Below are 25,456 nucleotides of genomic sequence, written 5' to 3' on the forward strand. Positions count from 1 at the left end.
GTGACCAAACGCGCACACGGCTCCTACGGAACGCGCGAGCTGACGGGCCGTAGCCCCTCCAGGACGCTGTCGACGATCTGTTCCGACAGGCCCTCGGGGAGCGCGGAACCCGGCAGCATGATCGTGCGGAACAACATCGGCCCCACGAACAGGTCGTTGAGCAGATCCAGGTCGATGTCCGCGCGGAGTTCGCCGTTCGCCTGCCCCCGGCGCAGGATGTCGAGCTGCTTCTGGCGCCGCGGGGCGACGACGATGGCGTGGTAGGCGTTCCACACCTTGGGGCTGCTCTTCATCTGCGCGAAGACGTTGTGCAGCAGCGCCGACGAACGGGTCATCAGCCCGCGCTGCCGCAGCTGTTCGAGGAGCGCCACGAGATCGTCCCGCATCGAGGTGCCGGGCAGTTCCGCGTCCGCGGGCTCGGCGGTGCGCACGACGTCGACGAAGAGCTCCTCCTTGCCGTTCCAGCGGCGGTAGATGGTGGCCTTGCCGACGCCCGCGGTCCGGGCGATCCGCTCGATGGAGAGCTCCGACAGCGGCAGGCCGTCCTCCAGGAGTTTGATGACGGCCTCGATGATGGACCGCTCCACGGCCTCACTGCGGGGGCGGCCCCGCGCCGGGACCGCCGGCCCGGACTGACTCTCGGCGAGGCTGCTCACGTCGCTTGGTCCTTTCTGTCGGATGAGGTGATTGTCCCTCGGGTGCGACGGTGCGGGCGGACCGGATCAGGCCGTTCCGGTCCGCCCTGCACGCCCTGCATGCCCGATACGCCCTCCTCGCCCTACTCGCCCTGCTCGCTCGCGGTCACCAACTCCTGCTCCTCCGCCCCTCGCTGAGGCTCCGTCGGCCGGCCCGGCAGGAACAGCGCCACCACCAGGGCGCCGACCACCGCCACCCCGGCCCCGCACAGCGCGGTGACGTGCATCGCGTGCAGGAAGGCGTCGTTGGCGGGACCGACCAGGGCGTCACCCCGGGGGCCGAGCTTCGCGGCGACGCCGAGGGTGGCCTCGATGGACTCGCCCGCGGTGTGCCGTACGCCCGCCGGAACGGCCGCGAGGTGGGACTCGATGCCGTCGCGGTAGGCCGTGGAGAGCACCGAGCCGAGGACGGCGATGCCGAGCGCGCCGCCGACCTGCCGGAAGGTGTTGCTGAGCGCGGACGCGGAGCCGGCCTTCTCGCGCGGCAGGGCCTGCATGATCACGACACTGGTCGGCGTCATGATGTGCGCCATGCCGGTGCCCATGAGGAAGAAGATCACCTCGAGCAGCCAGATCGGGGTGTCCGCGTCCAGCACGGTGAACGCACCCAGCATCGCGGCGATCAGCAGCATGCCGCCCGTCGTGGTCGCCTTGTTGCCGAAGCGGTCGACGACCAGCCGGGCGCGCGGCGCGAAGATCAGCTGCGCGGCGGCCAGCGGCAGCATCAGCAGACCGGTCTGGAGCGGCGAGTAGCCGCGCACGCTCTGGGTGTAGAACACGGAGAAGAACGTCACGCCCATGAGCGCGAAGAAGACCAGCCCTATGGCGCCGATCGCGGCCGAGAAGACCTTGTTCTTGAAGTAGGTGATGTCGATCGACGGGTGGTCGCTGCGCTTCTCGAACACCACGAAGGCGACGAGCACGGCGAGTCCGGCGCCCATGGTCGCGAGCACGGTGCCGTCCGTGAAGTCCGCGAGCTGGCCGCCCTTGATGATGCCGTAGACCAGCAGGACCAGGCCGATGACCGACAGCACCACACCGACGGGGTCGATCCGGCCCGGGTTCGGGTCGCGGGAGTCCGGCACCAGCCACAGCATCAGCCCCAGGGCGAGCACCACGATCGGCACGTTGATCAGGAAGACCGAGCCCCACCAGAAGTGGTCCAGGAGCACACCGCCGGTGATCGGGCCGATGGCGATGGCGAGACCGACCCCGCCCGCCCAGATGCCGATGGCCTTGGGCTGCTCGTCACGCTCGAAGACGTTCATCAGGACGGCGAGCGTGGCCGGCATCACGAAGGCGGCACCGAGGCCCATCAGCGCCCGGAAGGCGATCAGCTGGCCCGGCGAGCCGGAGAACGCGGCGAGTGCGGAACCGGCGCCGAACACCACCAGGCCGCCCAGCAGCACCTTCTTGCGGCCGAGCCGGTCACCGAGCAGCCCGGCGGTGAACAGGAGCCCTGCGAAGACCAGGGTGTAGGCGTTGATCGCCCACTCAAGCTCGCTCTGGGTGGCGCCCAGTCCGGTCGGCGCGGGGGTCGAGATCGTCTTGATCGCGACGTTCAGGATCGAGTTGTCGAGCACCACGATCAGCAGGCTGAGCATCAGTACGCCGAGGATGGCCCAGCGGCGCCGGTGCACCGCCTCCGGGATCCGGGAGTCAGGGACTGCGGTAGTCATGCCGACGAGCGTAGACGATTTCCGATACGGCACCGTCTCGTATCGTAATTCTTTGCCGAGACCTTACGTGCCGGAACGGTCACACCGACCGCCCCTGGCCCTGACTGGCACGAGGTGCCACCATGGAGGTGATCCGGGGACGCCGTCAGGGCGCCTCGAGATGACGTAAGGAGCCGTTGCAATGACGCAGCTTTCGGCTGCCCACACCAAGCCCTCCGACGGCAGCAAGGCGCTGTACGGGGGCAAGGGCACGCGCCGCATCACCGTCCGGGACATCGCCCTCGCCAAGGAACGCGGCGAGAAGTGGCCCATGCTCACCGCCTACGACGCGACGACCGCCGCCGTCTTCGACGAGGCCGGCATCCCCGTGATGCTGGTCGGCGACTCCGCGGGCAACTGTCATCTCGGCTACGAGACCACCGTGCCCGTCACCATGGACGAGATGACCATGCTGTCGGCGGCCGTCGTACGGGGCACCTCGCGCGCCCTGATCGTCGGCGACCTGCCCTTCGGGTCCTACCAGGAGGGCCCGGTGCAGGCGCTGCGCTCGGCGACCCGTCTGGTCAAGGAGGCGGGTGTCGGCGCCGTGAAGCTGGAGGGCGGCGAGCGCTCCCACGAACAGATCCGGCTGCTCGTCGAGTCCGGCATCCCGGTCATGGCCCACATCGGCCTGACCCCGCAGTCCGTCAACGCCATGGGCTACCGCGTCCAGGGCCGTGGCGAGGAGGCCGCCCAGCAGCTGCTGCGGGACGCCAAGGCCGTCCAGGACGCGGGCGCGTTCGCGGTCGTCCTGGAGCTGGTCCCGGCGGAGCTCGCCGCCGAGGTCACCCGGGTCCTGCACATCCCGACGGTGGGCATCGGCGCCGGTCCCGAGACCGACGCGCAGGTCCTGGTCTGGACCGACATGCTCGGCCTCACCGGCGGCAGGGTGCCGAAGTTCGTCAAGCAGTACGCCAACCTGCGCGAGGTCATGACCGGCGCGGTGAAGGCCTTCGCGGAGGACGTCGTCGGCGGCACCTTCCCGCTGGAGGAGCACTCCGTGCACTAGGGCCTACGGCCCACTCCAGCCCCCAGAGCCACTGTGGCACCAAGCGCCCCGCCGATCTTCCCCCAGTCGGCGGGGCGTCCTCTGTTCCGGACGGCTCACGAGGACAGAAGCTGTCCTGCCGGCCCCCTGGGGGCGCAGCCCCAGGACGCGCACCCCACCGACTCCGCGCACCCCGTCCGGCCTAGTCGAAGCGGCTCAGTTCCCGCAGCCACGCCTTCGCCGAGCTGTCCGACGGGGCCCGCCAGTCGCCGCGGGGGGACAGGGAGCCGCCCGCCGACACCTTCGGGCCGTTCGGCATCGCCGATCGCTTGAACTGGGCGAACGCGAAGAAGCGCTGGCAGAAGACCTCGAGCCAGCGCCGGATCTCGGGCAGGTCGAACGTCCCGCGCTTGTCCTCGGGGAAGCCGGGCGGCCACTCGCCCGCCTGCACGTCGTGCCACGCGTGCCAGGCCAGGAAGGCGATCTTCGACGGCCGGAAGCCGTACCGCAGCACATGGAAGAGCGTGAAGTCGTGCAGCGCGTACGGCCCGATCTTCGACTCGGTGGACTGCATCTCCTCGCCCGGCACCAGCTCCGGGCTGATCTCGGTGTCGAGGATCGCGGCCAGGATCCCGCCGGTCTCCTTGTCGAACTGGCCGCTGCTGATGACCCAGCGGATCAGGTGCTGGATGAACGTCTTCGGCACGCCCGAGTTGACGTTGTAGTGGCTCATCTGGTCGCCCACGCCGTACGTGGACCAGCCGAGCGCCAGCTCCGAGAGGTCCCCGGTGCCGAGCACGATGCCACCGCGCTGGTTGGCGAGCCGGAACAGGTAGTCGGTGCGCAGGCCCGCCTGGACGTTCTCGAAGGTGACGTCGTAGACCGGCTCGCCGGACGCGAACGGGTGGCCCATCTCCTGGAGCATCAGCCGCGCGGTCGGCGTGATGTCCAGCTCCGCCGCGGTGACCCCGAGCGCGGCCATCAGCTTGTGGGCGTTGTCCTTGGTGTGGTCGCTGGTCGCGAAGCCGGGCAGCGTCCAGGCCAGGATGTCGCTGCGCGGGCGCCCGGCGCGGTCCATCGCGCGGGCCGCCACGATCAGCGCGTGCGTGGAGTCGAGCCCCCCGGACACCCCGATGACGACCTTCGGGCCGCCGATCGCCGCGAGCCGCTGCTGGAGCCCGGCGACCTGGATGTTGTAGGCCTCGTAGCAGTCCTGGGCGAGCCGCTCGGCGTCGGCCGGCACGAACGGGAACCGCTCCAGACGCCGCTTGAGACCGAGGTCGCCCGAGGGCGGGTCGAGCTCGAAGGACACCGTGCGGAAGTCACTCGTGCGGGCCTGGTGGGTGCGCCGGTTCTCGTCGAACGTGCCCATCCGCATCCGCTCCTGCCGCAGCAGGTCGAGGTCCACGTCGGCCACCGCGTACTCGTCCCCCTGCGGGAACCGCTCGGTCTCGGCCAGCAGCACGCCGTTCTCGTAGACCATGGCCTGCCCGTCCCAGGACAGGTCGGTGGTCGACTCACCGAGTCCGGCCGCCGCGTAGACGTAGGCGGCGAGGCAGCGGGAGGACGCCGAGCGGCACAGCAGTTTGCGGTCCTCGGCCCGGCCGACCGTGATGGGGCTGCCGGACAGGTTGACCAGGACGGTCGCACCGGCGAGCGCGGCCTCCGCGCTGGGCGGCACCGGCACCCACATGTCCTCGCAGATCTCCGCGTGCAGCACCAGGCCGGGCACGTCACCGGCCTCGAACAGCAGGTCGACGCCGAACGGTACGGCGGTGCCGCCGACCCGGATCGAGCCGCCCCGTTCGTCGGCGCCGTCGCCGATCTGCCGACGCTCGTAGAACTCGCGGTAGTTGGGCGGGTACGACTTCGGTACGACACCGAGGACCCGGCCGCGGTGCACGATCACCGCACAGTTGTAGACCCGGTTGCGGTGGCGCAGCGGGGCCCCGACGACCAGCACCGGCAGCAGCTCGGCCGACCCGGCGACGACCTCCTCGAGGGCGGCCTCGACCTCGTCCAGCAGCGCGTCCTGGAGCAGCAGGTCCTCGATGGAGTAGCCGCACAGCCCCAGCTCCGGGAAGACCGCGACGGCGACCCCCTCCTCGGAGCACCGGCGCGCGTGAAGCAGAACCGCTTCGGCGTTGGCGGGCGGGTCCGCGATGACGGTGTGACCCGTACACGCGGCGACGCGTGCGAACCCGTGCTGATAGATGGACCAGAAGTTCGGCTGAGGCACGGGCCCAGTGTAATCGTCAGGGCGACGCTATGGCTGGTGGGGGTGTGAGGAGCCTTACGTGCGGGACCCATTGCCGGATTGTCATGACCTTGTCTTCAATAGGTGGTATGACCGGCATCAGTGGTACAGGGGACGACGGTGCGCACCTCACGACGGACTGGGGCTGGTTCCTCGCCTGGCTCCTGGTGGGAGCGTGTGCGGGTGTCGGCCTGGCCGCGATCCTGACGGTGGGTGTGGCGTTCCTGGTGCTCGCCGCGGTGGCCGCAGTGCTCCTGATCCGCAAGGGCCCGGGCCGCGCTGCCGTGGGCGTCGTGGCGGGCCTGGCCCTCCCCGCGTTCTACCTCGCCTACCTGAACCGGGGCGGCCCGGGGGAGGTGTGCCGCACGGTGACGGGCGGTCAGACCTGCACCGACGAGTACTCACCGGTGCCGTTCCTCGTCGTCGGGGCTCTCCTGCTGGTCGCGGGCCTGGCGATCCACGCGGTGAACGGCCGCCGCGGGCGCGTCTGACGCGGCAGGACCGGACGAACGCGAGGGCCCGGTCCCGGAGGTACCCACCTCCGGGACCGGGCCCTTGGGACATGCGTTTCGATCAGCGCCGGTTGAACGACTGGACGTAACCGCCTGCGGGCGTACCCACACCCGTCACGTCGTCGTAGCCCTTCACCGCGGACAGCGAGCTGTCCTTGCCGAGGCTGCGGACCGAGGTGAGCAGGCCCTCGGAGCCGTCGAAGGCGTTGGCGAAGTCGACGCGCGCCACCGCGAGGTCGGTGCCCGTCGGCTTGTCCGTGACGTCGTGGTAGACCCGCGACCCGTACTTGGAGTAGATCGACGGGTTGGCGAACCCGAGCGCCTTGCCGCCGGACGCCTGCTGCGCCAGCGCCTGCACGGCCGCGATCACCGGCGAGGCCAGCGAGGTGCCGCCGATGCGGTACTCGCTGTACTGCTGCGAGCCGTCAGGGAAGGTCTGGGTCTGCCCGACCAGGAAGCCGGTGTTCGGGTCGGCGATCGCGGAGATGTCCGGGACCACGCGGTTGCCGCCGGCGTTGTTCGCCGTGGCGAGCGCCTTCGGGACGACACCCTTCTGGTAGAAGGGTTCGGCGACCGTCTTGCTGGTGCCGCCGCCCGCGCCCGAGGTGAACGCGCCGGGGAAGTTGGTCCAGCTCTTGCCGTCCGTGGACAGCGTGGCTTTCTCGGTGCCCCAGCCGGTCTCCCACAGGTACTTGTCGCCCTTGCCGACCGCCAGCGAGGTACCGCCGACCGCCGTCACCCACGCCGAGTTGGCCGGGGTGTCGACCTGCTTCGTACCGGTGTTGGCGACCTCGTCGCCGTTGTCGCCGGAGGAGAAGTAGAAGCCGATGCCCTCGACCGCGCCGAACTGGAAGACCTGGTCGTAGGCGGCCGCGAGGTCCGGCGTCTGGTTGGCCTCGATGTCGCCCCACGAGTTGGAGACGATGTCGGCGAGGTGGTTGTCGACGACCTTGCTGAGGGAGTCCAGCAGGTCGTCGTCCATGCAGGACGCGGCACCCACGTACGTGATGTTCGCGTCCGGCGCGACCGCGTGCACGGCCTCGACGTCGAGGGTCTCCTCGCCGTACCAGCCGGCCGCCGAGCAGGCCTCGGTGTTGGTGTAGTTGTCGGGCAGCACCTGGCGCAGCTGGCTGGTCTTGTAGGCCGCGTCGCCGTTCTTCTTCGCGTACGTGGCCGCGTCGAAGGCGATGGTCGGGGAGGCGTACGCGTCGGTGATGGCGACCCGCACCCCCTTGCCGGTGTACTTGCCGGCTCCGTACGCGGCGCGCAGCTGCTTGCCCGTGTAGCCCTTGATCGCGTACGGGATCTTCGTGCCGTAGGCGCTGGGCAGCGTGCTCGCGGTGTTCGAGCCGTAGTACGAGGAGAACGGCCCGGAGTTCTTGAACACGGCGTCCGGCGGCGGCAGTTGCTCCTTGCTGCTCGCCTTGTGCGGCGCGTTGTCCAGACCGGTGACGGTCAGTACGGCACCGTCGAGGCCGGCCGGCGCGGACGCGGCCTTGTCCGGGGCGCGGTAGGTCTTCGAGCCCTTGACGTAGTTGTGCAGCTGGGTCCCGAAGGCCTTCTCGACGGAGGCCACGTCACCGGTGACGGCGACGTAGTGCTCGGTGACGCCCGTGACCTTCAGCCCGGCGGACGTCAGCCAGGACTTGACCGCGGCGACCTGCGCCTTGGTCGCGCCGAAGCGGGCCTGTGCCTGCCCGGCGCTCAGGTACTTGCCGTACGAGGCGGAGCTCGGGTCGGACACGGCCTTGGCGTAGGCGGCGAGACCGGCGGCGTCCTTGCCGGCGAGGTAGACCCGGGCGGAGACCTTGGCGCTGTCCGAGGTGGCGCCCTTGTCCGCCTTCGCCGTGGCCCACGCGGGCTTGGTCCCGGCCAGCGTGTCACGGGCCGGGGTGTCCGCGGCGTGGGCCGCGGGTATACCCAGCGCCAGCGCGCCCGCGAGCATCGGCAGTGTCGCCGCCATGCTCACTCCGGCGCGAAGTTTGGCGCGGTTGGATCTCATGGAACCCCCTGAATGCGGTTCTTGGGCGAGTGATCACTCGACGGTGTGGCCACTCTTGCGACGAACCGTTCATGCCAGGGGAATGGTCATGCCAAGAAGAGTCCAACTAACCTAAAGAAAAAGGCTGGTTAGAGGGTTAACCCTCTATGATCCCGGCTTCGCGCCCCGCTCCTTCAGCATTCTCGCCATCAGGTCGATCTCCGACTGCTGCGCGTCGACCATGCCCTGCGCGAGCCGCTTCTCCACCCCGACCGTGCACTTGTCCACACAGCCCTTCGCCATGTGGATGCCGCCGCGGTGATGCTCCGTCATCAACCGGAGGTAGAAGATCTCGGCCTGCTTGCCGTTGAGCGTGCCCAGCTTCTTCATCTCGCTGTCGGTCGCCATGCCCGGCATCAGCGAACCCTCGCCGGCCGAGGGCATGTCACCCATGCCCATCCACGTCATCGGCGGATCCGCCGACACCTTCGGCAACCCCCACAGATCCAGCCAGCCCAGCAGCATCCCGCGCTGGTTGGCCTGCGTCTGCGCAATGTCGTAGGCGAGCCGCCGCACCTCGACGTCCTTGGTGCGGTCCCGCACGATGTACGACATCTCGACCGCCTGCTGATGGTGTACGGCCATGTCGCGCGCGAAGCCCGCGTCGGCCGACCCGGCCGTGGGCGTGTCCGCGGAGCCGTCCTCCGCGACGGCGTAGGTGATCGCCCCGGCCGCGACGAGCACCCCCGCCACGGCCACGGCCACTCCCGCGAACCTCACTGCCCCAGACCACCCGTGCACGCCGCGCCCGGCTCGGGCGTCTGCTCGCCCTGCACGAACTTCGCGAAGAACTTGTCGACGTTCGGGTCGGTCGCGCTCGTCACCGTCCGCTGGTGGCCCCACGCCGACAGCATGATCGGGTCCTTCTGCCTGTCGTCCGGGCTCATCAGCGTGTACGGCGTCTTCTTCACCTTGGCCGCGAGCGCGTCGACGTCGGCCTTCTTCGCCTTGGTGGTGTACGTCACCCAGACCGCGCCGTGCTCCAGGGAGTGCACGGCGTTCATGTTGTTGAGCGCCTTCGTGTAGACGTCGCCGTTGCAGTTCATCCACACCTGGTTGTGGTCGCCGCCGACCGGGGGCTCCATCGGGTAGGTCACCGTCTTGACGACATGGGTGCGGCCCAGCGTGCCCTTCCAGGTCCTGACACCGTCCGAGCCCGTCACGAAGTGCCCCTTGCCCTTGCCGTCGGCCGCCGTGCTGTCGTCGGACTGCGACTGGACGAGGGCGACGGTCCCGGCGGTCAGACCGGCCACGGCGAGCACACTGGCGGTGATCACGAGGATCCGGTTGCGGCGCGCACGGGCCTGTTCGGCGCGCCGCATCTCCTCTATGCGCGCCTTGCGTGCCGCGGAGGTGCTCTTCTTGGCGGAACCCATGAGGTGTGTCCTTCTGGGGGAAAGGGGCGGGGCGGACGGTGACGATCGGTCCGCTGATCGTAGTGGGGCGGGAGCGGCTTCTCGTAGGGAGCCCGCAGGAAACCCCGGGCGCCGGGTGAGACGGGGCGGGCCGGGCATTACGTATGTCAGTCCGAGCAGGCAAGATGGGCGGCAGAGCAGTACATCCACCGGACGTGAGGCGTTCACCCCCGGGTCGCCCGGGCGATCAAGGTCGGCAACGCGCACGAAACTCCGTTGTGGTGTGATGCTCAGGTGCCCGACCGCCTCCTGCGGGACACGGAGACAGGCGGCCTGACCAGCAAGGATGGGGAAGTCGACAATGGACAAGCAGCAGGAGTTCGTGCTCCGGACCCTGGAGGAGCGCGACATCCGGTTCGTACGCCTGTGGTTCACGGACGTGCTGGGCTTCCTCAAGTCCGTCGCCGTGGCCCCGGCGGAACTGGAACAGGCCTTCGACGAGGGCATCGGCTTCGACGGCTCCGCGATCGAGGGCTTCGCCCGCGTATACGAGTCCGACATGATCGCCAAGCCGGACCCGTCGACCTTCCAGGTGCTGCCCTGGCGAGCGGAGGCCCCCGGCACCGCCCGGATGTTCTGCGACATCCTCATGCCCGACGGCTCCCCGTCCTTCGCGGACCCGCGCTACGTCCTCAAGCGTGCCCTGGCCCGCACCTCCGACCTGGGCTTCACCTTCTACACCCACCCGGAGATCGAGTTCTTCCTGCTGAAGGACCGCCCGCTGGACGGCTCGCGCCCCACTCCGGCCGACAACTCCGGCTACTTCGACCACACCCCCCAGAACATCGGCATGGACTTCCGCCGCCAGGCGATCACCATGCTGGAGTCGATGGGCATCTCGGTCGAGTTCTCCCACCACGAGGGCGCCCCGGGCCAGCAGGAGATCGACCTCCGGTACGCCGACGCGCTCTCGACGGCCGACAACATCATGACGTTCCGCCTGGTCATGAAGCAGGTGGCGTTGGAGCAGGGCGTCCAGGCGACGTTCATGCCGAAGCCGTTCTCGGAGCACCCGGGCTCGGGCATGCACACCCACCTCTCCCTCTTCGAGGGCGACCGCAACGCGTTCTACGAGTCCGGCTCGGAGTACCAGCTCTCCAAGGTCGGCCGCTCCTTCATCGCGGGCCTGCTCAAGCACGCGGCGGAGATCTCCGCGGTCACCAACCAGTGGGTCAACTCCTACAAGCGCATCTGGGGCGGCACCGAGCGCACCGCGGGCGCCGGCGGCGAGGCCCCCTCGTACATCTGCTGGGGCCACAACAACCGCTCGGCCCTGGTCCGCGTCCCGATGTACAAGCCCGGCAAGACCGGCTCGGCGCGGATCGAGGTCCGCTCGATCGACTCCGGCGCCAACCCGTACCTGGCCTACGCCGTCCTCCTGGCCGCCGGCCTCAAGGGCATCGAGGAGGGCTACGAGCTCCCGCCGGGCGCCGAGGACGACGTCTGGGCCCTCTCGGACGCGGAGCGCCGCGCGATGGGCATCGAGCCCCTCCCGCAGAACCTGGGCGAGGCCCTCACCCTGATGGAACGCAGCGACCTGGTCGCCGAAACCCTCGGCGAACACGTCTTCGACTTCTTCCTCCGCAACAAGCGGCAGGAGTGGGAGGAGTACCGCTCGGAGGTCACGGCCTTCGAACTGCGGAAGAACCTGCCGGTGCTGTAGGCGCAGGTCAAGGCGGGGTATCTGCCTTTCCATGAATGGGGCTGGCGGTCGCAAACCGGCAGCCCCACCTCGTCTTGCGAGCCCTGGGCCGTCTCTGGGCCGTCCGGCCGTTTTCGTCGAGCGGTACAGGGCAAAGGCCGGCTCCCGTCCCATCCGCCTCGACCCCGGGCAGAGCCGAGAAGGCGCGCTCTGGAGCGTCAAGGTCGTTCATGCAGTCGCGCGATCCACCTGACGCCCCGAGTCACGCCCGCTCCACAGTGTGCGGGCCGACGGCAGAAGGGATGGAAGCCGGGGAGCGTGTGGGGTTGAGGTGGGGGCACGCCTGGGAAGGCAGAGGGTGGCCAAAGCCCCGATGTGAACCGGGTTTTCCGCGTCGGGGCGGTGATTCAGATATCAATCACGGCCGTTGAGTCAAAAGTGGACACGGCGCTCACCGCTAGCTACGCTCGAATAACGGATGCCACACCTGAAGCGGCGATCGAACGCAAGGAAGCTGGCGCCGAAAAGACCGGAGTCAACCGGTTCATCAATGACAATCTGGGTCATTCAGCGCAATGCACAGCCGACCCCACCTGCATGGATCAGGGGGTGGGCGCGGCCCTCAGTGGCAGGAACGCGGACCCGCATGACAGCGCACGTCGAAATATCCGTGCTTCAACGCTGTGACCTGTTCATCAGATGGTCAGGCGCTCTCGACAAATCCGTCAAAAATCATCACGGGAGTCTAAGATGCGAGACTTCAGCAGCGCCAAAAGAAATGCACGCCGTTCCGCCGTGGTCGCGGCCTCGCTGACACTCGCTGCGTCCGTAGCAGCAATAGGGACAGCGCACGCCGCTGTGAAGGTCACTGTCACCGGAACGGTGAGCTGTGCAAAATTCGATGAGTCGTCAACACCGAAGACAGTGACAATAACCCCCAAGAAGGGGAACCCTGACTCGGACGAGCCGCCCGGTGAGCAGCAGGTCGAAAAGTACACGGTCAAGCTCACAGGAATCCCGAACAACGGTACGACCGCCACCGCCAAGGTCGTCTGCGAAGACGATGATGGTGACACGAATACGTACAAGGTCAAGAAGATCCCGATCAAGAAGCCCACGACCGGCGCCCCCGTGACCTTGAATCTTCCTGCGTAGCGGCCTCCGCTCGTGACCTGGGCGCCCTCCCCGGCACGGCGGTCTGGGCGCCCGCACCGCAGGGCCGGTGACTGTTACGCGGGTGTGCTGGTTTCCTCCATGCGTCTGAGTGAGGCCAGGATGACGGTGTCGAGATGCTCGGCTGCGACTTCCGCTTTCCGCCAGACTTCGAGGCGATTTCCGCGGAAGAAGTAGGGGTCGGCAAGGACGGTGCACGTCTGTGCGGCGATGGCATTCTCAAACCGGATCCAGTACGACTGTTCGCCGATCGTCGGAGTGACGGACAGGAAGTAGTCACACCCTTCGATTGCGCGCTTGAGTTGTGCGTGCGCGTCCGCTTGTTTGTCAAAATTGTTCACGTCGATCCACGTGTCGTATCCGTCGATGCGCAGACGGTCCGCGATTTCGGAGGCCACCCGTTCGAGCGCGCGCGGGTAACTGATGAAAGCGGTGAAGGGTCTGGACACTTCAACCACGGTCCATCTTCGTGACCTTTGCGACGTTGCCGAGCTCGTCGGCGCGAGCCTGCTCGCGGACTGCTTCGACTTCGAGAGAATAGCGCCTGATGATCTTCTCGTTGGAGTCGCCGAACGTCTCGGGGGCATCCTTGATACGTCGGATCAGGCCATAAACGTTGGATTCGTGCATCCGGAACCTGATGTAGTTGTCCCGGATCTTAAACGCTTCGTGCATTCCGTATACGGTCGCACCGAACGCGGATACCACCTGCGTGAAAATCCTCTGGTAGAAGCCGTGGGATGAATAGGGGATGAGGAACGGAAGTGAAAGAGATATGAGAGTGGTCCAGGTGACCGAGTAGTAGTGCATCCACCCGTATGTCCAAGCCCTGCGCTGCCAGACTTTCAGGACGGGATGGGTGCGGTCGAAATGGCTCTGAAGCCACCCCCGTAATTCATCGTCGATGAACATGGCATCCGAGAACGGGGTCTCCTGCGTGTCCGAACCGGCCGTTCTGACAGGGAACTTCGGTTTCGTTCGCAGAGCCAGGGCGACCGCCGAGAGAAACGCGATCAGCAAGAAGACAAGGGTGGCGATCCCCCATGGGTCTCTGATCAACGATCCCCCTGGCTGCGACTACGTTCTCCGGGCATTCCTCCGCATCGCCAAGTCCATACGGTAGAGGGATGTGCGGCGGTTTGGGTAGATCACCGCACAGTACGAGGGGTTACCGCTGACCCGCCGCCTGGTCCGTCAGGACCTTGTGCAGGGGTTCCGTCTCGCGGCGCTTGTACTCCTGGATCGCCCAGCCGTTGCCGTCCGGGTCCTTGAAGTACATGAAGGTGGCGCCGTCCTGCGGGGCGAACTGGACCGGCTCGCTGACATCCAGGCCGCGGGCGGTGAGTTCCTCGTACGCCGCCTTCGCGTCCGTCACGCACAGCTGCATGCCGTGGTACGTGCCGGGCTGCGGGGCGCCCGTGGGGACCTGGAGACCGTCCACCAGGGCGATGGAACAGCCCGAGCCCGGCGGGGTCAGCTGACAGATGCGGACGCCCTCCATCACCTCGCCGTCCAGATCCACGTGGAAGCCGACCTTGTCGCGGTAGAACTCCTTGGCCCGGTCCACGTCCGTGACCGGCAGCAGGATCACTTCGAGGCTCATGTCCATGGTGTGCTCCCTCGTCGACGTCGGTACATCCGTCACATGCGGCCGTCCTCAGAAGCGCCAGCGCGTCTGGCTGAACGGCTGTCCCTTACCGAAGCCGAAAACCGTCCGCGGCGCCACCGCATAGACGACGGCGTGCCCCGGGCCGTGGTGGAAATACCCGTCCCGTACCTCGAAGCGCCAGAAGTCGCCGTACTTCGCCTCCCACGCCGCGGCCAGCTCGCGCAGCCGCGCGTCGTCGGTGACCCGCACCGCCTCGCCCTCCACCACCAGGTCGTAGCCCTTGTCCCAGATGTTGGTGCCGGTCGTCAGCGTGACGTGCGGGTTGTGCGCGATGTTCCTCGCCTTGCGCTCCTCCGGACCGGTGCAGAAGTGCAGTGCCCCGTGCGCCCACACCCCGGGCAGCGGTGTGACGTGCGGGCGCCCGTCCGGGCGTACCGTCGAGATCCAGAACAGCTCGGCGGAGGCCAGCAGCGACTCGGCGTCGGCCCACGGCGTCGCCCGCGCGTCGGGGTCGCTGTAGCGCTGGTCGAGACGGGTCTCGGGTTCCTGCTCGGTCATCACGCAGCCTCCGGCTCGGGGACACCCGGGCCATCGCGGATGTCCGGCTCATCACTCCCTGTCCGACCTTCCCCCTTCCCCTACCCACATCCCCCCACCCGCTCCCCGGCGCTTCTCCCCGCCTCTCCGGTTACGCTCGATCGACATGCAACTGGATCGGACGGGAGACCGGGGATGACCGCGGCGCCGGGGCGCAGGAGCAGTACCTTCACGCGACTGCTGCGGCACGGTTTCACCGATCCGTCCGCCGCCGAGCGGCTGCTGGACAGCCCCGAACTGAGCGCCGTACGCAATGACCCGGTGCTCCTGGAGGCCCTCGGCGCCACCGCCGACCCCGACCTCGCGCTGCACGGCCTCGTACGGCTCCTGGAGGCGCAGTCCGACCGGGAACTGCTCGACACGGTGATAGCGGCCAAGCCCCTGCGGGACCGGCTGCTCGGCGTGCTCGGGGCGTCCGCCGCGCTCGCCGAGCACCTCGCCCGGCACCCCAGGGACTGGCACGCGCTGGTCACCTACGAGCCGAGCGACCTCCATCCCGGCGTGGCGGAGTTCGAGCGCGGCCTCGCCGAGGCCGGCGACCCCGTCTCGCTGCGCGTCGCCTACCGCCGCTGTCTGCTGTCCATCGCCGCCCGGGACGTGTGCGGCACCACCGACATCGCCGAGACCGCCGCCGAGCTCGCCGACCTCGCCACCGCGACCCTGCGCGCCGCGCTCGCCATGGCCTGCGCGGCCGCCCCCGAGGACGCCGACATGTGCCGGCTCGCGGTCATCGCGATGGGCAAGTGCGGCGGCCACGAGCTCAACTACGTCTCCGACGTCGACGTGATCTTCGTGGCGGAGACCGCCGACGGCGCCGACGAGGGCAAGGCCCTGCGCGCCGCCACCAAGCTCGCCTCGCACATGATGCGCATCTGCTCCGAGACCACGGTCGAGGGCTCCATCTGGCCCGTCGACGCCAACCTGCGGCCCGAGGGACGCAACGGGCCCCTCGTGCGCACCCTCTCCTCCCACCTCGCCTATTACCAGCGCTGGGCCAAGACCTGGGAGTTCCAGGCCCTCCTCAAGGCCCGCCCGGTCGCCGGTGACCTCGAACTCGGCGAGAGCTACGTCGAGGCACTCGAACCGCTCGTGTGGAAGGCCGCCGAGCGCGAGAACTTCGTCACCGACGTGCAGAAGATGCGCCGCCGCGTCGTCGAGAACATCCCCGTCGCCGAGCTCGACCGCCAGCTCAAGCTCGGCCCCGGTGGCCTCCGGGACGTCGAGTTCGCCGTCCAGCTCCTCCAGTTGGTGCACGGCCGCGAGGACGGCTCGCTGCGCAGCGGCACCACCCTCAACGCCCTCCAGGCGCTCGCCGCCGGCGGCTATGTCGGCCGCGCCGACGCCGCCCAGCTCGACGAGGCCTACCGCTTCCTGCGCTCCATGGAGCACCGCATCCAGCTCTACCGGCTGCGCCGCACCCACCTCGTCCCCGAGGACGAGACCGACCTGCGCCGCCTCGGCCGCTCCCTCGGCCTGCGCGCCGACCCGGTGACCGAGCTGAACCGCGAGTGGAAGCGGCACGCCTCCGTCGTGCGACGGCTGCACGAGAAGCTGTTCTACCGGCCGCTGCTGGACGCCGTGGCCCAACTCGGTCCCGGCGAGATCAGGTTGAGCGCCGGGGCGGCCCGGGAACGGCTGGTCGCGCTCGGGTACGCGGACCCGGCCGCCGCGCTGCGGCACCTGGAGGCCCTCGCCTCCGGCGTCAGCCGCAAGGCCGCCATCCAGCGAACCCTCCTTCCGGTGCTGCTGGGTTGGTTCGCCGAGTCCGCCGACCCGGACGCCGGACTGCTCAACTTCCGCAAGGTGTCCGACGCGTTGGGCAAGACCCCGTGGTACCTGCGGCTGCTCCGGGACGAGGGCGCCGCCGCCGAGAACCTCGCCCGCGTCCTGTCCGCCGGCCGGCTCGCCCCCGACCTGCTGATGCGCGCCCCCGAGGCCGTCGCCCTCCTCGGGGACGGCGACGGCGGCGGCCTCGCACCCCGAGGGCGCGACTCCCTGGAGCAGGAGACCCTCGCCGCGGTCCGCCGCGCCGACGGCGCCGCCCAGGCGGTCACCGCGGCCCGCGGGGTCCGCCGCCGCGAACTGTTCCGTACGGCCGCCGGGGACATCGTCGGCTCCTACGGCACCGAGACCCAGCCCGCCGAACCGGACCAGGGCGCCCTGGTCGACCGGGTCGGCGCGGCCGTGTCCGACCTGACCGCCGCCACCCTCGCCGGCACCCTGCGCGCGGTCGTCCGGGAGGGATGGGGCGACACCCTGCCGACCCGGTTCGCCGTCATCGGCATGGGCCGCTTCGGCGGACACGAACTCGGCTACGGCTCCGACGCGGACGTCCTGTTCGTGCACGAGCCCCGCGAGGGCGTCGAGGAGCGCGAGGCCTCCCAGGCCGCCAACAAGGTCGTCTCAGAGATGCGCCGGCTGCTCCAGATCCCGAGCGCCGACCCGCCCCTGCTGATCGACGCCGACCTGCGCCCCGAGGGCAAGTCGGGGCCGTTGGTCCGCACCCTGACGTCGTACGCGGCCTACTACCGCCGCTGGTCCCTGGTCTGGGAGTCCCAGGCACTGCTGCGGGCCGAACCGGTCGCCGGGGACGAGGAGTTGGGCCGCCGGTTCATCGAGCTCGTCGACCCGCTGCGCTACCCGGCCGCCGGTCTCGGCGACGACGCGGCGCGCGAGATCCGGCGGCTGAAGGCCCGCATGGAGTCCGAGCGGCTGCCCCGGGGCGCCGACCCGAAGCTGCACACCAAGCTGGGGCCCGGGGGGCTGTCGGACGTCGAGTGGACGGTCCAGCTGATGCAGATGCGGCACGGGGCCGAGGTGCCGGGGCTGCGGACGACCCGTACGAGGGCCGCGCTCGCGGCTGCGCGGGACGCCGGGTTCGTCTCGGCGGAGAACGCGGCGATTCTCGACGAGGCGTGGGTGCTGGCGACGCGAGTGCGCAATGCCGTGATGCTGGTGCGGGGGCGGGCGGGGGACACGTTTCCCTCCGAGGCGCGGGAACTGGCGGCGGTGGGTCGGTACTTGGGGTACGAGGCCGGTCATGTGGGGGACATGCTGGACGACTACCGGCGGACTGCTCGGCGGGCTCGGGGTGTGGTGGAGGAGTTGTTCTACGGGGCGTAGTGGGGTTCGGATTTCGGCTGCGGGCGCGTGGGGGCTGGTCGCGCAGTTCCCCGCGCCCCCAGGTGGGTCAGCGCGATCCCTGTCAAGACGATCACCATGCCTGTCAACACCCTGGATCCCACCCTTTCGTCCAGTACCAAAGCCCCCAGCGCTACCGACACCACCGGCAGCAGATAGCCCACCGTCGCCGCCGTCACCGGGCCCTCGTCCGCTATCAGGCGGTAGTTGAGGTAGAAGGTGACCCCCGTGCCCAGGATTCCGAGGGCCGTCACCGCCCCCAGTGCGGTGAGGTCGGTGTCCACCGGGCCCGCCAGCGGGACCGACAGGGTCGTCCACGCCGTGGCCATGAGGAGTTGGGCCGCGGAGTAGGCCAACGGGGCCTGCCCGGAGGTGAGTTTGCGGGCCATGTACGCGAAGGCCACGGCGTAGCTCGCGGCGGCGGCGAGGAGGGCCAGGGCGCCCCAGCTCAGCAGGCCCGAGCGGTGCCAGGGGGCGAAGATCAGGACGGTGCCGGCGAAGCCGAGGAGCAGGCCGGTCAGCCGGAGCGGACGCAGGCCGCGGTCGGTGCCCAGCAGGACCCCGATCAGCAGGGACCACAGCGGAGTCGTCGCGTTCAGGACGCCCGCGACGCCGGAGTCGACCGTCTGCTCGCCCACCGCGAACAGGGCGAAGGGGACGGCGTTGCAGAACAGGGCCGCCACGATCAGGTGACCCCAGGTGGCCCGGGACCGGGGCAGGCGCTGGCCGGCGGCCCGGGCCAGCAGGAACAGCACGGCCGTCCCCAGCGCGCACCGCGCGATCGTGATCTGGGCGGGGGACAGGCCGTGGTCGAGGGCCAGCTTGATCCAGAGGAACCCGGAGCCCCAGAGGAGCGCGAGAACACCCATGCGAAGGGTGGAGGCGGGAGACATGACTCCACCGTCCCCGACCGGACTTGTGAGGACAAGTGAAAGATCCTGGATGCATAGTTAAGCTGGAGTACATGCTTGATGTGCGACGGATGCAGATGCTGGCGGCCGTGGTGAGCACCGGTTCCGTCACCGCGGCCGCGGCCCGGCTCGGGTACACGCCCTCCGCGATCAGCCAGCAGGTGGCGGCACTGGAGAAGGAGGCCGGGACCGAACTCCTCGAACGGGTCGGGCGTGGTGTGCGGCCCACCGCCGCCGGGCTGCTGCTCACCGAGCACGCGGACGCGATCGGCCGGCGGGTCGCCGAGGCGGAGACGGCCCTCGCGGACCTGCTCGCGGGGCGCACGGCCCGCCTCTCGGTGCGTTACTTCGCCACGGCCGGGGCCCGTCTGGTCGCCCCCGCGGTGGCCCGGCGGCGATCCGAACGGCCCGGCGTGCGGATCGAGTTGAAGCTGGCCGGCCCCGACCCGCTGCCGGACGTCCGGGAGGGCCGGGCCGACCTGGCCCTGGTCGTCGGACCGGGTGACCACGACGGCGTACGGCTGCTGCACCTGCTGGACGATCCGTACCTCGCCGTGCTGCCGAAGGCCCACCCCCTCGCGGCCCGCCGCACCCTCCGGCTGACCGACCTGGCCGACGAACCCTGGGTCGGCAGCGAATGGCCCGGGCCCTGTCTCGACGCCCAGCTCGGCGCCTGCGCGGCGGCCGGGTTCCAGCCCCGCTTCGTCGTCGACAGCGAGGACTACGCCACCGCGCAGGGCTTCGTCGCGGCGGGACTCGGGGTCACCCTGATCCCACGTCTCGGCCTGGGAGGACGGCACCCCGACGTCGTCGTACGCCCGCTGAAGGAGCCGGAACCGACCCGGGCGATCCTCGCCGCCGTACGGGAGTGCGCGGCACCGCAACCCGCCCTGGAGGTGTTCGTCGAGGCGCTGCGGGCAGCGGCCGCGGGTCAGCCGGCGCGGTCCCGGTCCGGAGGGGAAGCGGCCGCGGGCTAGCCGGCGCGGTCTCCGGAGGGGAACGGCCGCGGGCTGCCGGCGCGGTCTCTGTCCGGAACGGTCTTCGGCAGCCGGTACGGCAGCTTCCCGTACCAGAGGCGGGCCACCGTGAAGCCGAACAGCAGGCACACGGCGCCGCCCACCGCGTCGAGCCAGAAGTGGTTGGCGGTGGCGACGATGACCAGCAGGGTCGCCGCCGGGTACAGGAGGCCCAGCACCCGCACCCACGGCACCGAGGCCAGCGCGAAGATCGTCAGCCCGCACCACAGGGACCAGCCGATGTGCATGGACGGCATCGCGGCGTACTGGTTGGACACGTGCTTGAGGTCGCCGGAGGCCATCGAGCCCCAGGTCTGGTGGACCATGACGGTGTCGACGAAGTCACCGCGGTTCATCAGCCGTGGGGGCGCCAGCGGGTACAGGTAGTAGCCGACCAGTGCCACGCCCGTGGTCGCGAACAGCACCAGACGCGTCGCCGCGTACCGGCCCGGATGGCAGCGGAAGAGCCACACCAGGACGCTCAGCGTCACGATGAAGTGCAGGGTGGCGTAGTAGTAGTTCATCCCGACGATGAGCCAAGTCACCGAGTTCACCGCGTGGTTGACGGACTCCTCGACGGCGATGCCGAGATGGTGCTCCGTCCGCCAGATCCAGTCGGCGTTGCGCAGGGCCTGTGCCCTCTGCTCCGGCACCGCGTTGCGGATCAGCGAGTACGTCCAGTAACTGACCGCGATCAGCAGGATCTCCAACCAGAGGCGCGGCCGGCGCGGGGTGCGCAGCCGGCGCAGGAGACCGGGGCGTTCCGAGGCCGTGAGGGAGTCGGGAACGGCCGTGTTCTCACGGTCGTCCAGACTGGTCACGGTCGAGTCACCCATAGACACAAAGTCTGCCAGAAAGGCCCTGTCCCCCCGATCATCCCCTGGTCGGGTTCGGGCCGCATGTCCTACGGCGGGGCGACTGTCCCCTTCTCCTCCCCGGGATGTGGATGGCGCCCGGTTTCTCCGCCCTGCGGAGGAGTGGGTACCTCAGGGTCCACGCCCGCTACGGACGCGTGCGTTCCCCGGGCGCCGACGCCGTGGAACCCCGTACCACCAGCTCCGGCATGAACACGAACTCGCTGTGCGGCGCGGGCGTTCCGCCGATCTCCTCCAGCAGTGTCCGCACCGCCGCCTGCCCCATGGCCGGCACCGGCTTGCGGATCGTCGTCAGCGGCGGGTCGGTGAAGGCGATCAGCGGGGAGTCGTCGAAGCCCACGACCGAGACGTCCTTCGGCACGTCGAGCCCCAGCTGCCGGGCCGCCCGTATCGCGCCGAGCGCCATCATGTCGCTCGCGCACACCACCGCCGTGCAGTCCCGCTCGATGAGGGCCGTGGCCGCCGCCTGGCCGCCCTCCAGGGTGTAGAGCGAGTGCTGGACCAGTTTCTCCTCGACGGTCGCGGCGGGGAGGCCGAGCTGGTCCTGCATGGTGCGCACGAACCCCTCGATCTTGCGCTGCACCGGCACGAACCGCTTGGGGCCGAGCGCCAGACCGATCCTGGTGTGTCCGAGCGACACCAGGTGGGTCACCGCCAGGTTCATCGCCGCACGGTCGTCGGGGGAGATGAAGGGCGCCTGCACCTTCGGCGAGAAGCCGTCCACCAGCACGTACGGCACGCCCTGCGCCCGCAGCTGCTCGTAGCGCTGCATGTCCGCGGAGGTGTCCGCGTGCAGTCCGGAGACGAAGATGATGCCCGCCACGCCCCGGTCGACGAGCATCTCGGTGAGCTCGTCCTCCGTGGAACCGCCCGGGGTCTGGGTGGCGAGCACCGGGGTGTAGCCCTGCCGCGTCAGCGCCTGTCCGATCACCTGCGCCAGGGCGGGGAATATCGGGTTCTCCAGCTCCGGGGTGATCAGGCCCACCAGACCCTCGCTGCGCTGCCGCAGCCGGACCGGGCGCTCGTACCCCAGGACGTCGAGTGCGGCGAGCACGGACTGGCGGGTGGTCGCGGCGACGCCGGGCTTCCCGTTGAGGACCCGGCTGACCGTCGCTTCGCTCACCCCCGCCTGAGCAGCGATGTCGGCTAGCCGTGTGGTCACGGCACCGGACTGTACCGGCCGTATCGTCATCGCGGTCCCTCTGTTCTGGTCGGCGCCGCTTGTCCCGCAAGAGGATGATTCCCGTACGGCACCAGGATGGCAAGAGCTTGCAGAGTCTTGCACAGCCGGTCGCACCCTGTTCCAGCCCGGTAAACAAGGGTCTCACGAGGGTCGCCGAGAGGTCACGCCCGGATAACTTCAACGGGCCCTTGCAGTTTTTTGCTGCAAGGTCTTTCGCAAGTCTTGCATCGCTGTTACGTTCGGCGACGCCCGGCGGAGAAGGCGGACGGGACCCCCTTCGCAGCACAGCAGTACAGCAGCACACGGGCCATCACCCTCAAGGAGATCTCATGCGGCGTGGCATAGCGGCCACCGCGCTGGTGGCGTCCTTCGCCCTCGCGGCGACGGCCTGCGGCGGAAGCGACAGCGGCGACAAGGCCGACGGTCCGGTCACCATCACCTGGTGGGACACCTCCAACGCCACCAATGAGGCGCCGACGTACCAGGCCCTGATCAAGGACTTCGAGGCCGCCAACAAGAACATCAAGGTCAAGTACGTCAACGTCCAGTTCGACCAGGCGCAGAACAAGTTCGACACCGCCGCCGGTGCCAGCGGCGCCCCCGACGTGCTGCGCTCCGAGGTCGGCTGGACCCCCGCCTTCGCCAAGAAGGGCTACTTCCTGCCCCTCGACGGCACCGAGGCCCTCGCCGACCAGGCCAAGTTCAAGCCCAACCTGATCGAGCAGGCCAAGTACGACGGCAAGACCTACGGCGTGCCGCTGGTCACCGACACCCTCGCCCTGGTCTACAACAAGCAGCTCTTCCAGAAGGCCGGCGTCGAGGCCCCCAAGACCTGGGACGACCTGAAGAAGGCCGCCGCCACCATCAAGGACAAGACCGGCGTCGACGGTTACTGGGGCTCCACCCAGGCCTACTACGCCCAGACCTTCCTCTACGGCGAGGGCACCGACACCGTCGACGCCGCCGCGAAGAAGGTCACGGTCAACTCGCCCGCCGCCAAGAAGGCCTACGGCACCTGGCTGAGCCTCTTCTCCGGCAAGGGCCTGCACAAGGCCGACACCACCGCCGACGCCTACGCCCACATCCAGGACGCGTTCGTCAACGGCAAGGTCGCCGCGATCATCCAGGGCCCGTGGGAGATCACCAACTTCTACAAGGGCTCCGCGTTCACGGACAAGGCCAACCTCGGCATCGCCACCGTCCCGGCCGGCTCCACCGGCAAGGCGGGCGCCCCGACCGGCGGCCACAACCTTTCCGTCTACGCCGGCTCGGACTCCGCCCACCAGAAGGCCGCGCTGAAGTTCGTCAACTTCATGACCTCCGCGAAGTCCCAGGCGACCATCGCGCTGAAGAACTCCACGCTGCCCACCCGCGACGACGCCTACACCGACCAGGTCAAGGCCGACCCGGGCATCGCCGGCTACGGCACGGTCCTCGCCGCCGCCCAGCCCCGCCCGGCCCTGCCCGAGTACAGCTCCCTGTGGGGCCCGCTGGACACCGAGCTGCCCAAGGTCGCCGGCGGCAAGGAGTCCCTGGACAAGGGCCTGGGCAACGCCGAGACCGCCATCGCCAAGCTGGTGCCGGACTTCAGCAAGTGAGCCCGCGTGGCCGCCGGATCTCCCGGACTTCGGGGGGAGTGATCCGGCGGCCACCGGCCTGCGCCCGGCCGTGCCCGGCGGGCCGCGTCGCCCAGCCACTTCTCAGAGCCGCAGAACTTCCAGAAGGTGTCGAACATGACAGTCGCCATCGACCGCGCCACCGGCAAACGCCACGGTGACCGCGCCCCGCGGCCCGGGCTGGGCCAACGCCTGAAGCACGGCTACCAGAAACACTGGTACGCCTACGCGATGACCGCCCCGGTGGCGGTCGTCATCGGTGTCCTCGTGCTCTACCCCCTGGTGTACGGCGTCTACCTCACGCTCACCGACGCCAACAGCCTCAACACGGCCCGCACGATCGGCGTCAACCACATCGACGCCACCTACAAGTTCATCGGCCTGCACAACTACGCCGACATCCTCTGGGGCGACACGGCCTACGACCGCTTCTGGTCGCACTTCATCTGGACGATCGTCTGGACGGCCCTGTGCGTCGCCCTGCACTACTGCATCGGGCTCGGCCTCGCGCTGCTGCTCAACCAGAAGCTGCGCGGACGGGTCGTGTACCGCCTGATCCTGGTGCTGCCCTGGGCCGTACCGACCTTCGTCACCGTCTTCGGCTGGCGGTTCATGCTCGCCGACGGCGGCGTCATCAACAGCGCCCTGGACGCGCTGCATCTGCCGAGCCCGTCCTGGCTGGAGGACACCTTCTGGCAGCGCTTCGCCGCGATCATGGTCAACACCTGGTGCGGTGTGCCGTTCATGATGGTCTCGCTGCTCGGCGGGCTCCAGTCCATCGACGCCTCGCTGTACGAGGCCGCCGAGATGGACGGCGCGAGCGCCTGGCAGCGGTTCCGGTACGTCACCCTCCCGGGCCTCAGAAGCGTCAGCTCCACCGTCGTCCTGCTCGGCATCATCTGGACGTTCAACCAGTTCGCGGTGATCTTCCTGCTGTTCGGCAACACCGCGCCGGACGCGCAGATCCTCGTCACCTGGGCCTACTACCTGGGCTTCGGACAGCAGCCGCGTGACTTCGCGCAGTCGGCGGCGTACGGCATCCTGCTGCTGGCCATCCTGATCGTCTTCACCTCCTTCTACCGCCGCTGGCTGAACCGCAATGACCAGCAGCTCGCGATCTGAGGACGGAGTCCCCATGAGCACGACCACAGTCGAGACCCCGGCCACGGTGAGCGAGCGGACCGCCGAGGCGCCCCGCCGGACCCGCGGCCGCGGTGACAAGAGCCTCGCCGGCTCCCTCGCCTCGCACGGCATCCTGATCGTCGCGAGCCTGATCGCGCTGTTCCCGATCGTCTGGCTGATCTTCCTGTCCCTCGGCCCGGACAAGGACGACTACCTCCACCCGGGCGGCATCTGGAAGAAGATGACGTTCGACAACTACTCGTTCGTGCTCCAGCACACCGAGTTCTTCAGCTGGCTCAAGAGCTCGCTGATCGTCTCGCTCGGCACCACGGTGATCGGGGTGCTGATCGCGGCGACCACCGGGTACGCCGTCTCCCGGATGCGCTTCCCGGGCTACCGGAAGTTCATGTGGGTGCTCCTGGTCACGCAGATGTTCCCGGTGGCCGTCCTCATGGTCCCGATGTACCAGATGCTCTCGGACCTCAAGCTCATCGACAGCTACCTAGGGCTGATCCTGGTGTACTGCTCGACGGCGGTGCCGTACTGCGCCTGGCTGCTCAAGGGGTACTTCGACACCATCCCGTTCGAGATCGACGAGGCCGGCCGGGTCGACGGGCTGACCCCCTTCGGCACGTTCGCGCGGCTGATCCTGCCGCTCGCGCGGCCCGGACTCGCGGTGGCCGGGTTCTACAGCTTCCTGACGGCGTTCGGCGAGGTCGCGTTCGCGTCGACGTTCATGCTGTCCGACACGAAGTACACGTTCGCGGTGGGGCTCCAGAGCTTCGTCAGCGAGCACGACGCCCAGCGGAACCTGATGGCGGCGACGGCGGTGCTGATCGCGATACCGGTGTCGGTGTTCTTCTACCTGGTGCAGAAGAACCTGGTGACGGGGCTTACTGCCGGTGGCACGAAGGGGTAGGTGCCGGTCGTCTTCCGGCTGCGGCG

At 69.2% G+C, this 25,456-nt stretch carries 23 protein-coding genes; 10 read left to right on the plus strand and 13 right to left on the minus strand.

From position 1 onward, the window contains the following. Positions 1 to 23: 23 nt before the first annotated feature. Both IF54_RS0132620 and IF54_RS0132625 read right to left on the minus strand, forming a co-directional pair. Positions 24 to 656 (minus strand): TetR/AcrR family transcriptional regulator, encoded by a 633-nt coding sequence (locus IF54_RS0132620; RefSeq protein ID WP_030325384.1) that lies wholly within the window; start codon positions 654 to 656, stop codon positions 24 to 26. A 122-nt stretch (positions 657 to 778) separates the two neighbouring features. Beyond that, positions 779 to 2,374 (minus strand): MFS transporter, encoded by a 1,596-nt coding sequence (locus IF54_RS0132625; RefSeq protein ID WP_078852185.1) that lies wholly within the window; start codon positions 2,372 to 2,374, stop codon positions 779 to 781. A gap of 181 nt (positions 2,375 to 2,555) precedes the next feature. Here IF54_RS0132625 and panB point away from each other — a divergent pair, with 181 nt between their 5' ends. Further along, entirely contained in the window at positions 2,556 to 3,422 is an 867-nt protein-coding gene (gene panB, locus IF54_RS0132630; protein ID WP_030325388.1) for a 3-methyl-2-oxobutanoate hydroxymethyltransferase, read from the plus strand. A 181-nt stretch (positions 3,423 to 3,603) separates the two neighbouring features. On the opposite strand, the gene IF54_RS0132635 is transcribed toward panB, so the two are convergent. Beyond that, on the minus strand, positions 3,604 to 5,640 hold the full coding sequence (locus tag IF54_RS0132635) for an NAD(+) synthase (protein WP_030325390.1): 2,037 nt from the start codon (positions 5,638 to 5,640) through the stop codon (positions 3,604 to 3,606). A 107-nt stretch (positions 5,641 to 5,747) separates the two neighbouring features. On the opposite strand from IF54_RS0132635, the gene IF54_RS0132640 reads away from it, so the two are divergent. After that, the gene (locus IF54_RS0132640) at positions 5,748 to 6,149 is read left to right on the plus strand and encodes a hypothetical protein (protein WP_030325392.1); all 402 of its coding nucleotides are present in this window, start codon (positions 5,748 to 5,750) and stop codon (positions 6,147 to 6,149) included. A gap of 82 nt (positions 6,150 to 6,231) precedes the next feature. Here IF54_RS0132640 and IF54_RS0132645 read toward each other — a convergent pair whose 3' ends face one another. The 3 genes from IF54_RS0132645 to IF54_RS0132655 form a co-directional block, all read right to left on the minus strand. Then, entirely contained in the window at positions 6,232 to 8,133 is a 1,902-nt protein-coding gene (locus IF54_RS0132645) for a S53 family peptidase (RefSeq protein ID WP_030325394.1), read from the minus strand. A gap of 183 nt (positions 8,134 to 8,316) precedes the next feature. Then, positions 8,317 to 8,916: a DUF305 domain-containing protein gene (locus tag IF54_RS0132650; protein WP_037820938.1), complete on the minus strand. Its 600-nt coding sequence runs from the start codon at positions 8,914 to 8,916 to the stop codon at positions 8,317 to 8,319. 11 nt (positions 8,917 to 8,927) lie between these two features. Then, positions 8,928 to 9,587 carry a DUF3105 domain-containing protein gene (locus tag IF54_RS0132655; protein ID WP_030325397.1) on the minus strand — a complete coding sequence of 220 codons (660 nt, stop codon included), beginning with the start codon at positions 9,585 to 9,587 and terminating at the stop codon, positions 8,928 to 8,930. 340 nt (positions 9,588 to 9,927) lie between these two features. Between IF54_RS0132655 and glnA the strand changes: the two genes are divergently transcribed. From glnA to IF54_RS42825, 3 genes are all read left to right on the plus strand, one after another. Continuing rightward, positions 9,928 to 11,289, plus strand: coding sequence for a type I glutamate--ammonia ligase (gene glnA, locus IF54_RS0132660; protein WP_020141203.1), 1,362 nt, complete (start codon positions 9,928 to 9,930; stop codon positions 11,287 to 11,289). Between the two features lie 354 nt (positions 11,290 to 11,643). Then, positions 11,644 to 11,955 (plus strand): hypothetical protein, encoded by a 312-nt coding sequence (locus tag IF54_RS42820; RefSeq protein ID WP_159002245.1) that lies wholly within the window; start codon positions 11,644 to 11,646, stop codon positions 11,953 to 11,955. 63 nt (positions 11,956 to 12,018) lie between these two features. Next, positions 12,019 to 12,423, plus strand: a complete 405-nt coding sequence (locus tag IF54_RS42825; RefSeq protein WP_159002247.1) for a hypothetical protein — start codon at positions 12,019 to 12,021, stop codon at positions 12,421 to 12,423. Positions 12,424 to 12,497: 74 nt separating this feature from the next. Here IF54_RS42825 and IF54_RS0132670 read toward each other — a convergent pair whose 3' ends face one another. The 4 genes from IF54_RS0132670 to IF54_RS0132685 form a co-directional block, all read right to left on the minus strand. Beyond that, positions 12,498 to 12,890 carry a toll/interleukin-1 receptor domain-containing protein gene (locus IF54_RS0132670; RefSeq protein WP_030325400.1) on the minus strand — a complete coding sequence of 131 codons (393 nt, stop codon included), beginning with the start codon at positions 12,888 to 12,890 and terminating at the stop codon, positions 12,498 to 12,500. Between the two features lies 1 nt (position 12,891). After that, on the minus strand, positions 12,892 to 13,461 hold the full coding sequence (locus IF54_RS42830; protein ID WP_159002249.1) for a hypothetical protein: 570 nt from the start codon (positions 13,459 to 13,461) through the stop codon (positions 12,892 to 12,894). 148 nt (positions 13,462 to 13,609) lie between these two features. Continuing rightward, a complete protein-coding gene (locus tag IF54_RS0132680) occupies positions 13,610 to 14,050 on the minus strand; it encodes a VOC family protein (RefSeq protein ID WP_030325402.1) in 441 nt (146 codons plus the stop codon). Between the two features lie 48 nt (positions 14,051 to 14,098). After that, positions 14,099 to 14,608 (minus strand): pyridoxamine 5'-phosphate oxidase family protein, encoded by a 510-nt coding sequence (locus IF54_RS0132685; RefSeq protein WP_030325403.1) that lies wholly within the window; start codon positions 14,606 to 14,608, stop codon positions 14,099 to 14,101. 174 nt (positions 14,609 to 14,782) lie between these two features. On the opposite strand from IF54_RS0132685, the gene IF54_RS0132690 reads away from it, so the two are divergent. Then, positions 14,783 to 17,770 (plus strand): bifunctional [glutamine synthetase] adenylyltransferase/[glutamine synthetase]-adenylyl-L-tyrosine phosphorylase, encoded by a 2,988-nt coding sequence (locus IF54_RS0132690; protein ID WP_030325404.1) that lies wholly within the window; start codon positions 14,783 to 14,785, stop codon positions 17,768 to 17,770. Here IF54_RS0132690 and IF54_RS0132695 read toward each other — a convergent pair. Continuing rightward, the gene (locus IF54_RS0132695) at positions 17,758 to 18,681 is read right to left on the minus strand and encodes a DMT family transporter (protein WP_063754992.1); all 924 of its coding nucleotides are present in this window, start codon (positions 18,679 to 18,681) and stop codon (positions 17,758 to 17,760) included. The genes IF54_RS0132690 and IF54_RS0132695 overlap by 13 nt on opposite strands. A gap of 71 nt (positions 18,682 to 18,752) precedes the next feature. On the opposite strand from IF54_RS0132695, the gene IF54_RS0132700 reads away from it, so the two are divergent. Further along, the gene (locus IF54_RS0132700) at positions 18,753 to 19,676 is read left to right on the plus strand and encodes a LysR family transcriptional regulator (RefSeq protein ID WP_030325406.1); all 924 of its coding nucleotides are present in this window, start codon (positions 18,753 to 18,755) and stop codon (positions 19,674 to 19,676) included. On the opposite strand, the gene IF54_RS0132705 is transcribed toward IF54_RS0132700, so the two are convergent. Together IF54_RS0132705 and IF54_RS0132710 are read right to left on the minus strand one after the other, a co-directional pair. Beyond that, positions 19,673 to 20,551: a phosphatase PAP2 family protein gene (locus IF54_RS0132705; protein ID WP_030325411.1), complete on the minus strand. Its 879-nt coding sequence runs from the start codon at positions 20,549 to 20,551 to the stop codon at positions 19,673 to 19,675. The two genes, IF54_RS0132700 and IF54_RS0132705, sit on opposite strands and share 4 nt — an antisense overlap. 166 nt (positions 20,552 to 20,717) lie before the next feature. Then, positions 20,718 to 21,752 (minus strand): LacI family DNA-binding transcriptional regulator, encoded by a 1,035-nt coding sequence (locus IF54_RS0132710; protein WP_030325414.1) that lies wholly within the window; start codon positions 21,750 to 21,752, stop codon positions 20,718 to 20,720. A gap of 350 nt (positions 21,753 to 22,102) precedes the next feature. Here IF54_RS0132710 and IF54_RS0132715 point away from each other — a divergent pair, with 350 nt between their 5' ends. The 3 genes from IF54_RS0132715 (at position 22,103) to IF54_RS0132725 (ending at position 25,430) form a co-directional block, all read left to right on the plus strand. Continuing rightward, positions 22,103 to 23,371, plus strand: coding sequence for an extracellular solute-binding protein (locus tag IF54_RS0132715; protein ID WP_030325417.1), 1,269 nt, complete (start codon positions 22,103 to 22,105; stop codon positions 23,369 to 23,371). A gap of 135 nt (positions 23,372 to 23,506) precedes the next feature. Next, positions 23,507 to 24,511 carry a carbohydrate ABC transporter permease gene (locus IF54_RS0132720; protein ID WP_030325420.1) on the plus strand — a complete coding sequence of 335 codons (1,005 nt, stop codon included), beginning with the start codon at positions 23,507 to 23,509 and terminating at the stop codon, positions 24,509 to 24,511. A gap of 13 nt (positions 24,512 to 24,524) precedes the next feature. Next, a complete protein-coding gene (locus IF54_RS0132725; protein WP_030325422.1) occupies positions 24,525 to 25,430 on the plus strand; it encodes a sugar ABC transporter permease in 906 nt (301 codons plus the stop codon). The last annotated feature ends 26 nt before the right edge of the window (positions 25,431 to 25,456 follow it).

It is taken from the genome of Streptomyces sp. NRRL B-3229, assembly GCF_000719505.1.
GTDB classification, from domain to species: domain Bacteria; phylum Actinomycetota; class Actinomycetes; order Streptomycetales; family Streptomycetaceae; genus Streptomyces; species Streptomyces griseorubiginosus.

Excerpts from the sequence above, each read along its gene's own strand:
- IF54_RS0132640 (WP_030325392.1), top strand. The coding sequence starts at position 5,748 with ATGACCGGCATCAGTGGTACAGGGGACGACGGTGCGCACCTCACGACG.
- IF54_RS0132625 (WP_078852185.1), bottom strand. The coding sequence starts at position 2,374 with ATGACTACCGCAGTCCCTGACTCCCGGATCCCGGAGGCGGTGCACCGG.
- IF54_RS0132700 (WP_030325406.1), top strand. The coding sequence starts at position 18,753 with ATGCTTGATGTGCGACGGATGCAGATGCTGGCGGCCGTGGTGAGCACC.
- panB (WP_030325388.1), top strand. The coding sequence starts at position 2,556 with ATGACGCAGCTTTCGGCTGCCCACACCAAGCCCTCCGACGGCAGCAAG.
- IF54_RS0132685 (WP_030325403.1), bottom strand. The coding sequence starts at position 14,608 with ATGACCGAGCAGGAACCCGAGACCCGTCTCGACCAGCGCTACAGCGAC.
- IF54_RS0132715 (WP_030325417.1), top strand. The coding sequence starts at position 22,103 with ATGCGGCGTGGCATAGCGGCCACCGCGCTGGTGGCGTCCTTCGCCCTC.
- glnA (WP_020141203.1), top strand. The coding sequence starts at position 9,928 with ATGGACAAGCAGCAGGAGTTCGTGCTCCGGACCCTGGAGGAGCGCGAC.
- IF54_RS0132690 (WP_030325404.1), top strand. The coding sequence starts at position 14,783 with ATGACCGCGGCGCCGGGGCGCAGGAGCAGTACCTTCACGCGACTGCTG.
- IF54_RS0132645 (WP_030325394.1), bottom strand. The coding sequence starts at position 8,133 with ATGGCGGCGACACTGCCGATGCTCGCGGGCGCGCTGGCGCTGGGTATA.
- IF54_RS42825 (WP_159002247.1), top strand. The coding sequence starts at position 12,019 with ATGCGAGACTTCAGCAGCGCCAAAAGAAATGCACGCCGTTCCGCCGTG.
- IF54_RS0132720 (WP_030325420.1), top strand. The coding sequence starts at position 23,507 with ATGACAGTCGCCATCGACCGCGCCACCGGCAAACGCCACGGTGACCGC.
- IF54_RS0132655 (WP_030325397.1), bottom strand. The coding sequence starts at position 9,587 with ATGGGTTCCGCCAAGAAGAGCACCTCCGCGGCACGCAAGGCGCGCATA.
- IF54_RS0132705 (WP_030325411.1), bottom strand. The coding sequence starts at position 20,551 with ATGGGTGACTCGACCGTGACCAGTCTGGACGACCGTGAGAACACGGCC.
- IF54_RS0132725 (WP_030325422.1), top strand. The coding sequence starts at position 24,525 with ATGAGCACGACCACAGTCGAGACCCCGGCCACGGTGAGCGAGCGGACC.
- IF54_RS0132695 (WP_063754992.1), bottom strand. The coding sequence starts at position 18,681 with ATGTCTCCCGCCTCCACCCTTCGCATGGGTGTTCTCGCGCTCCTCTGG.
- IF54_RS0132680 (WP_030325402.1), bottom strand. The coding sequence starts at position 14,050 with ATGGACATGAGCCTCGAAGTGATCCTGCTGCCGGTCACGGACGTGGAC.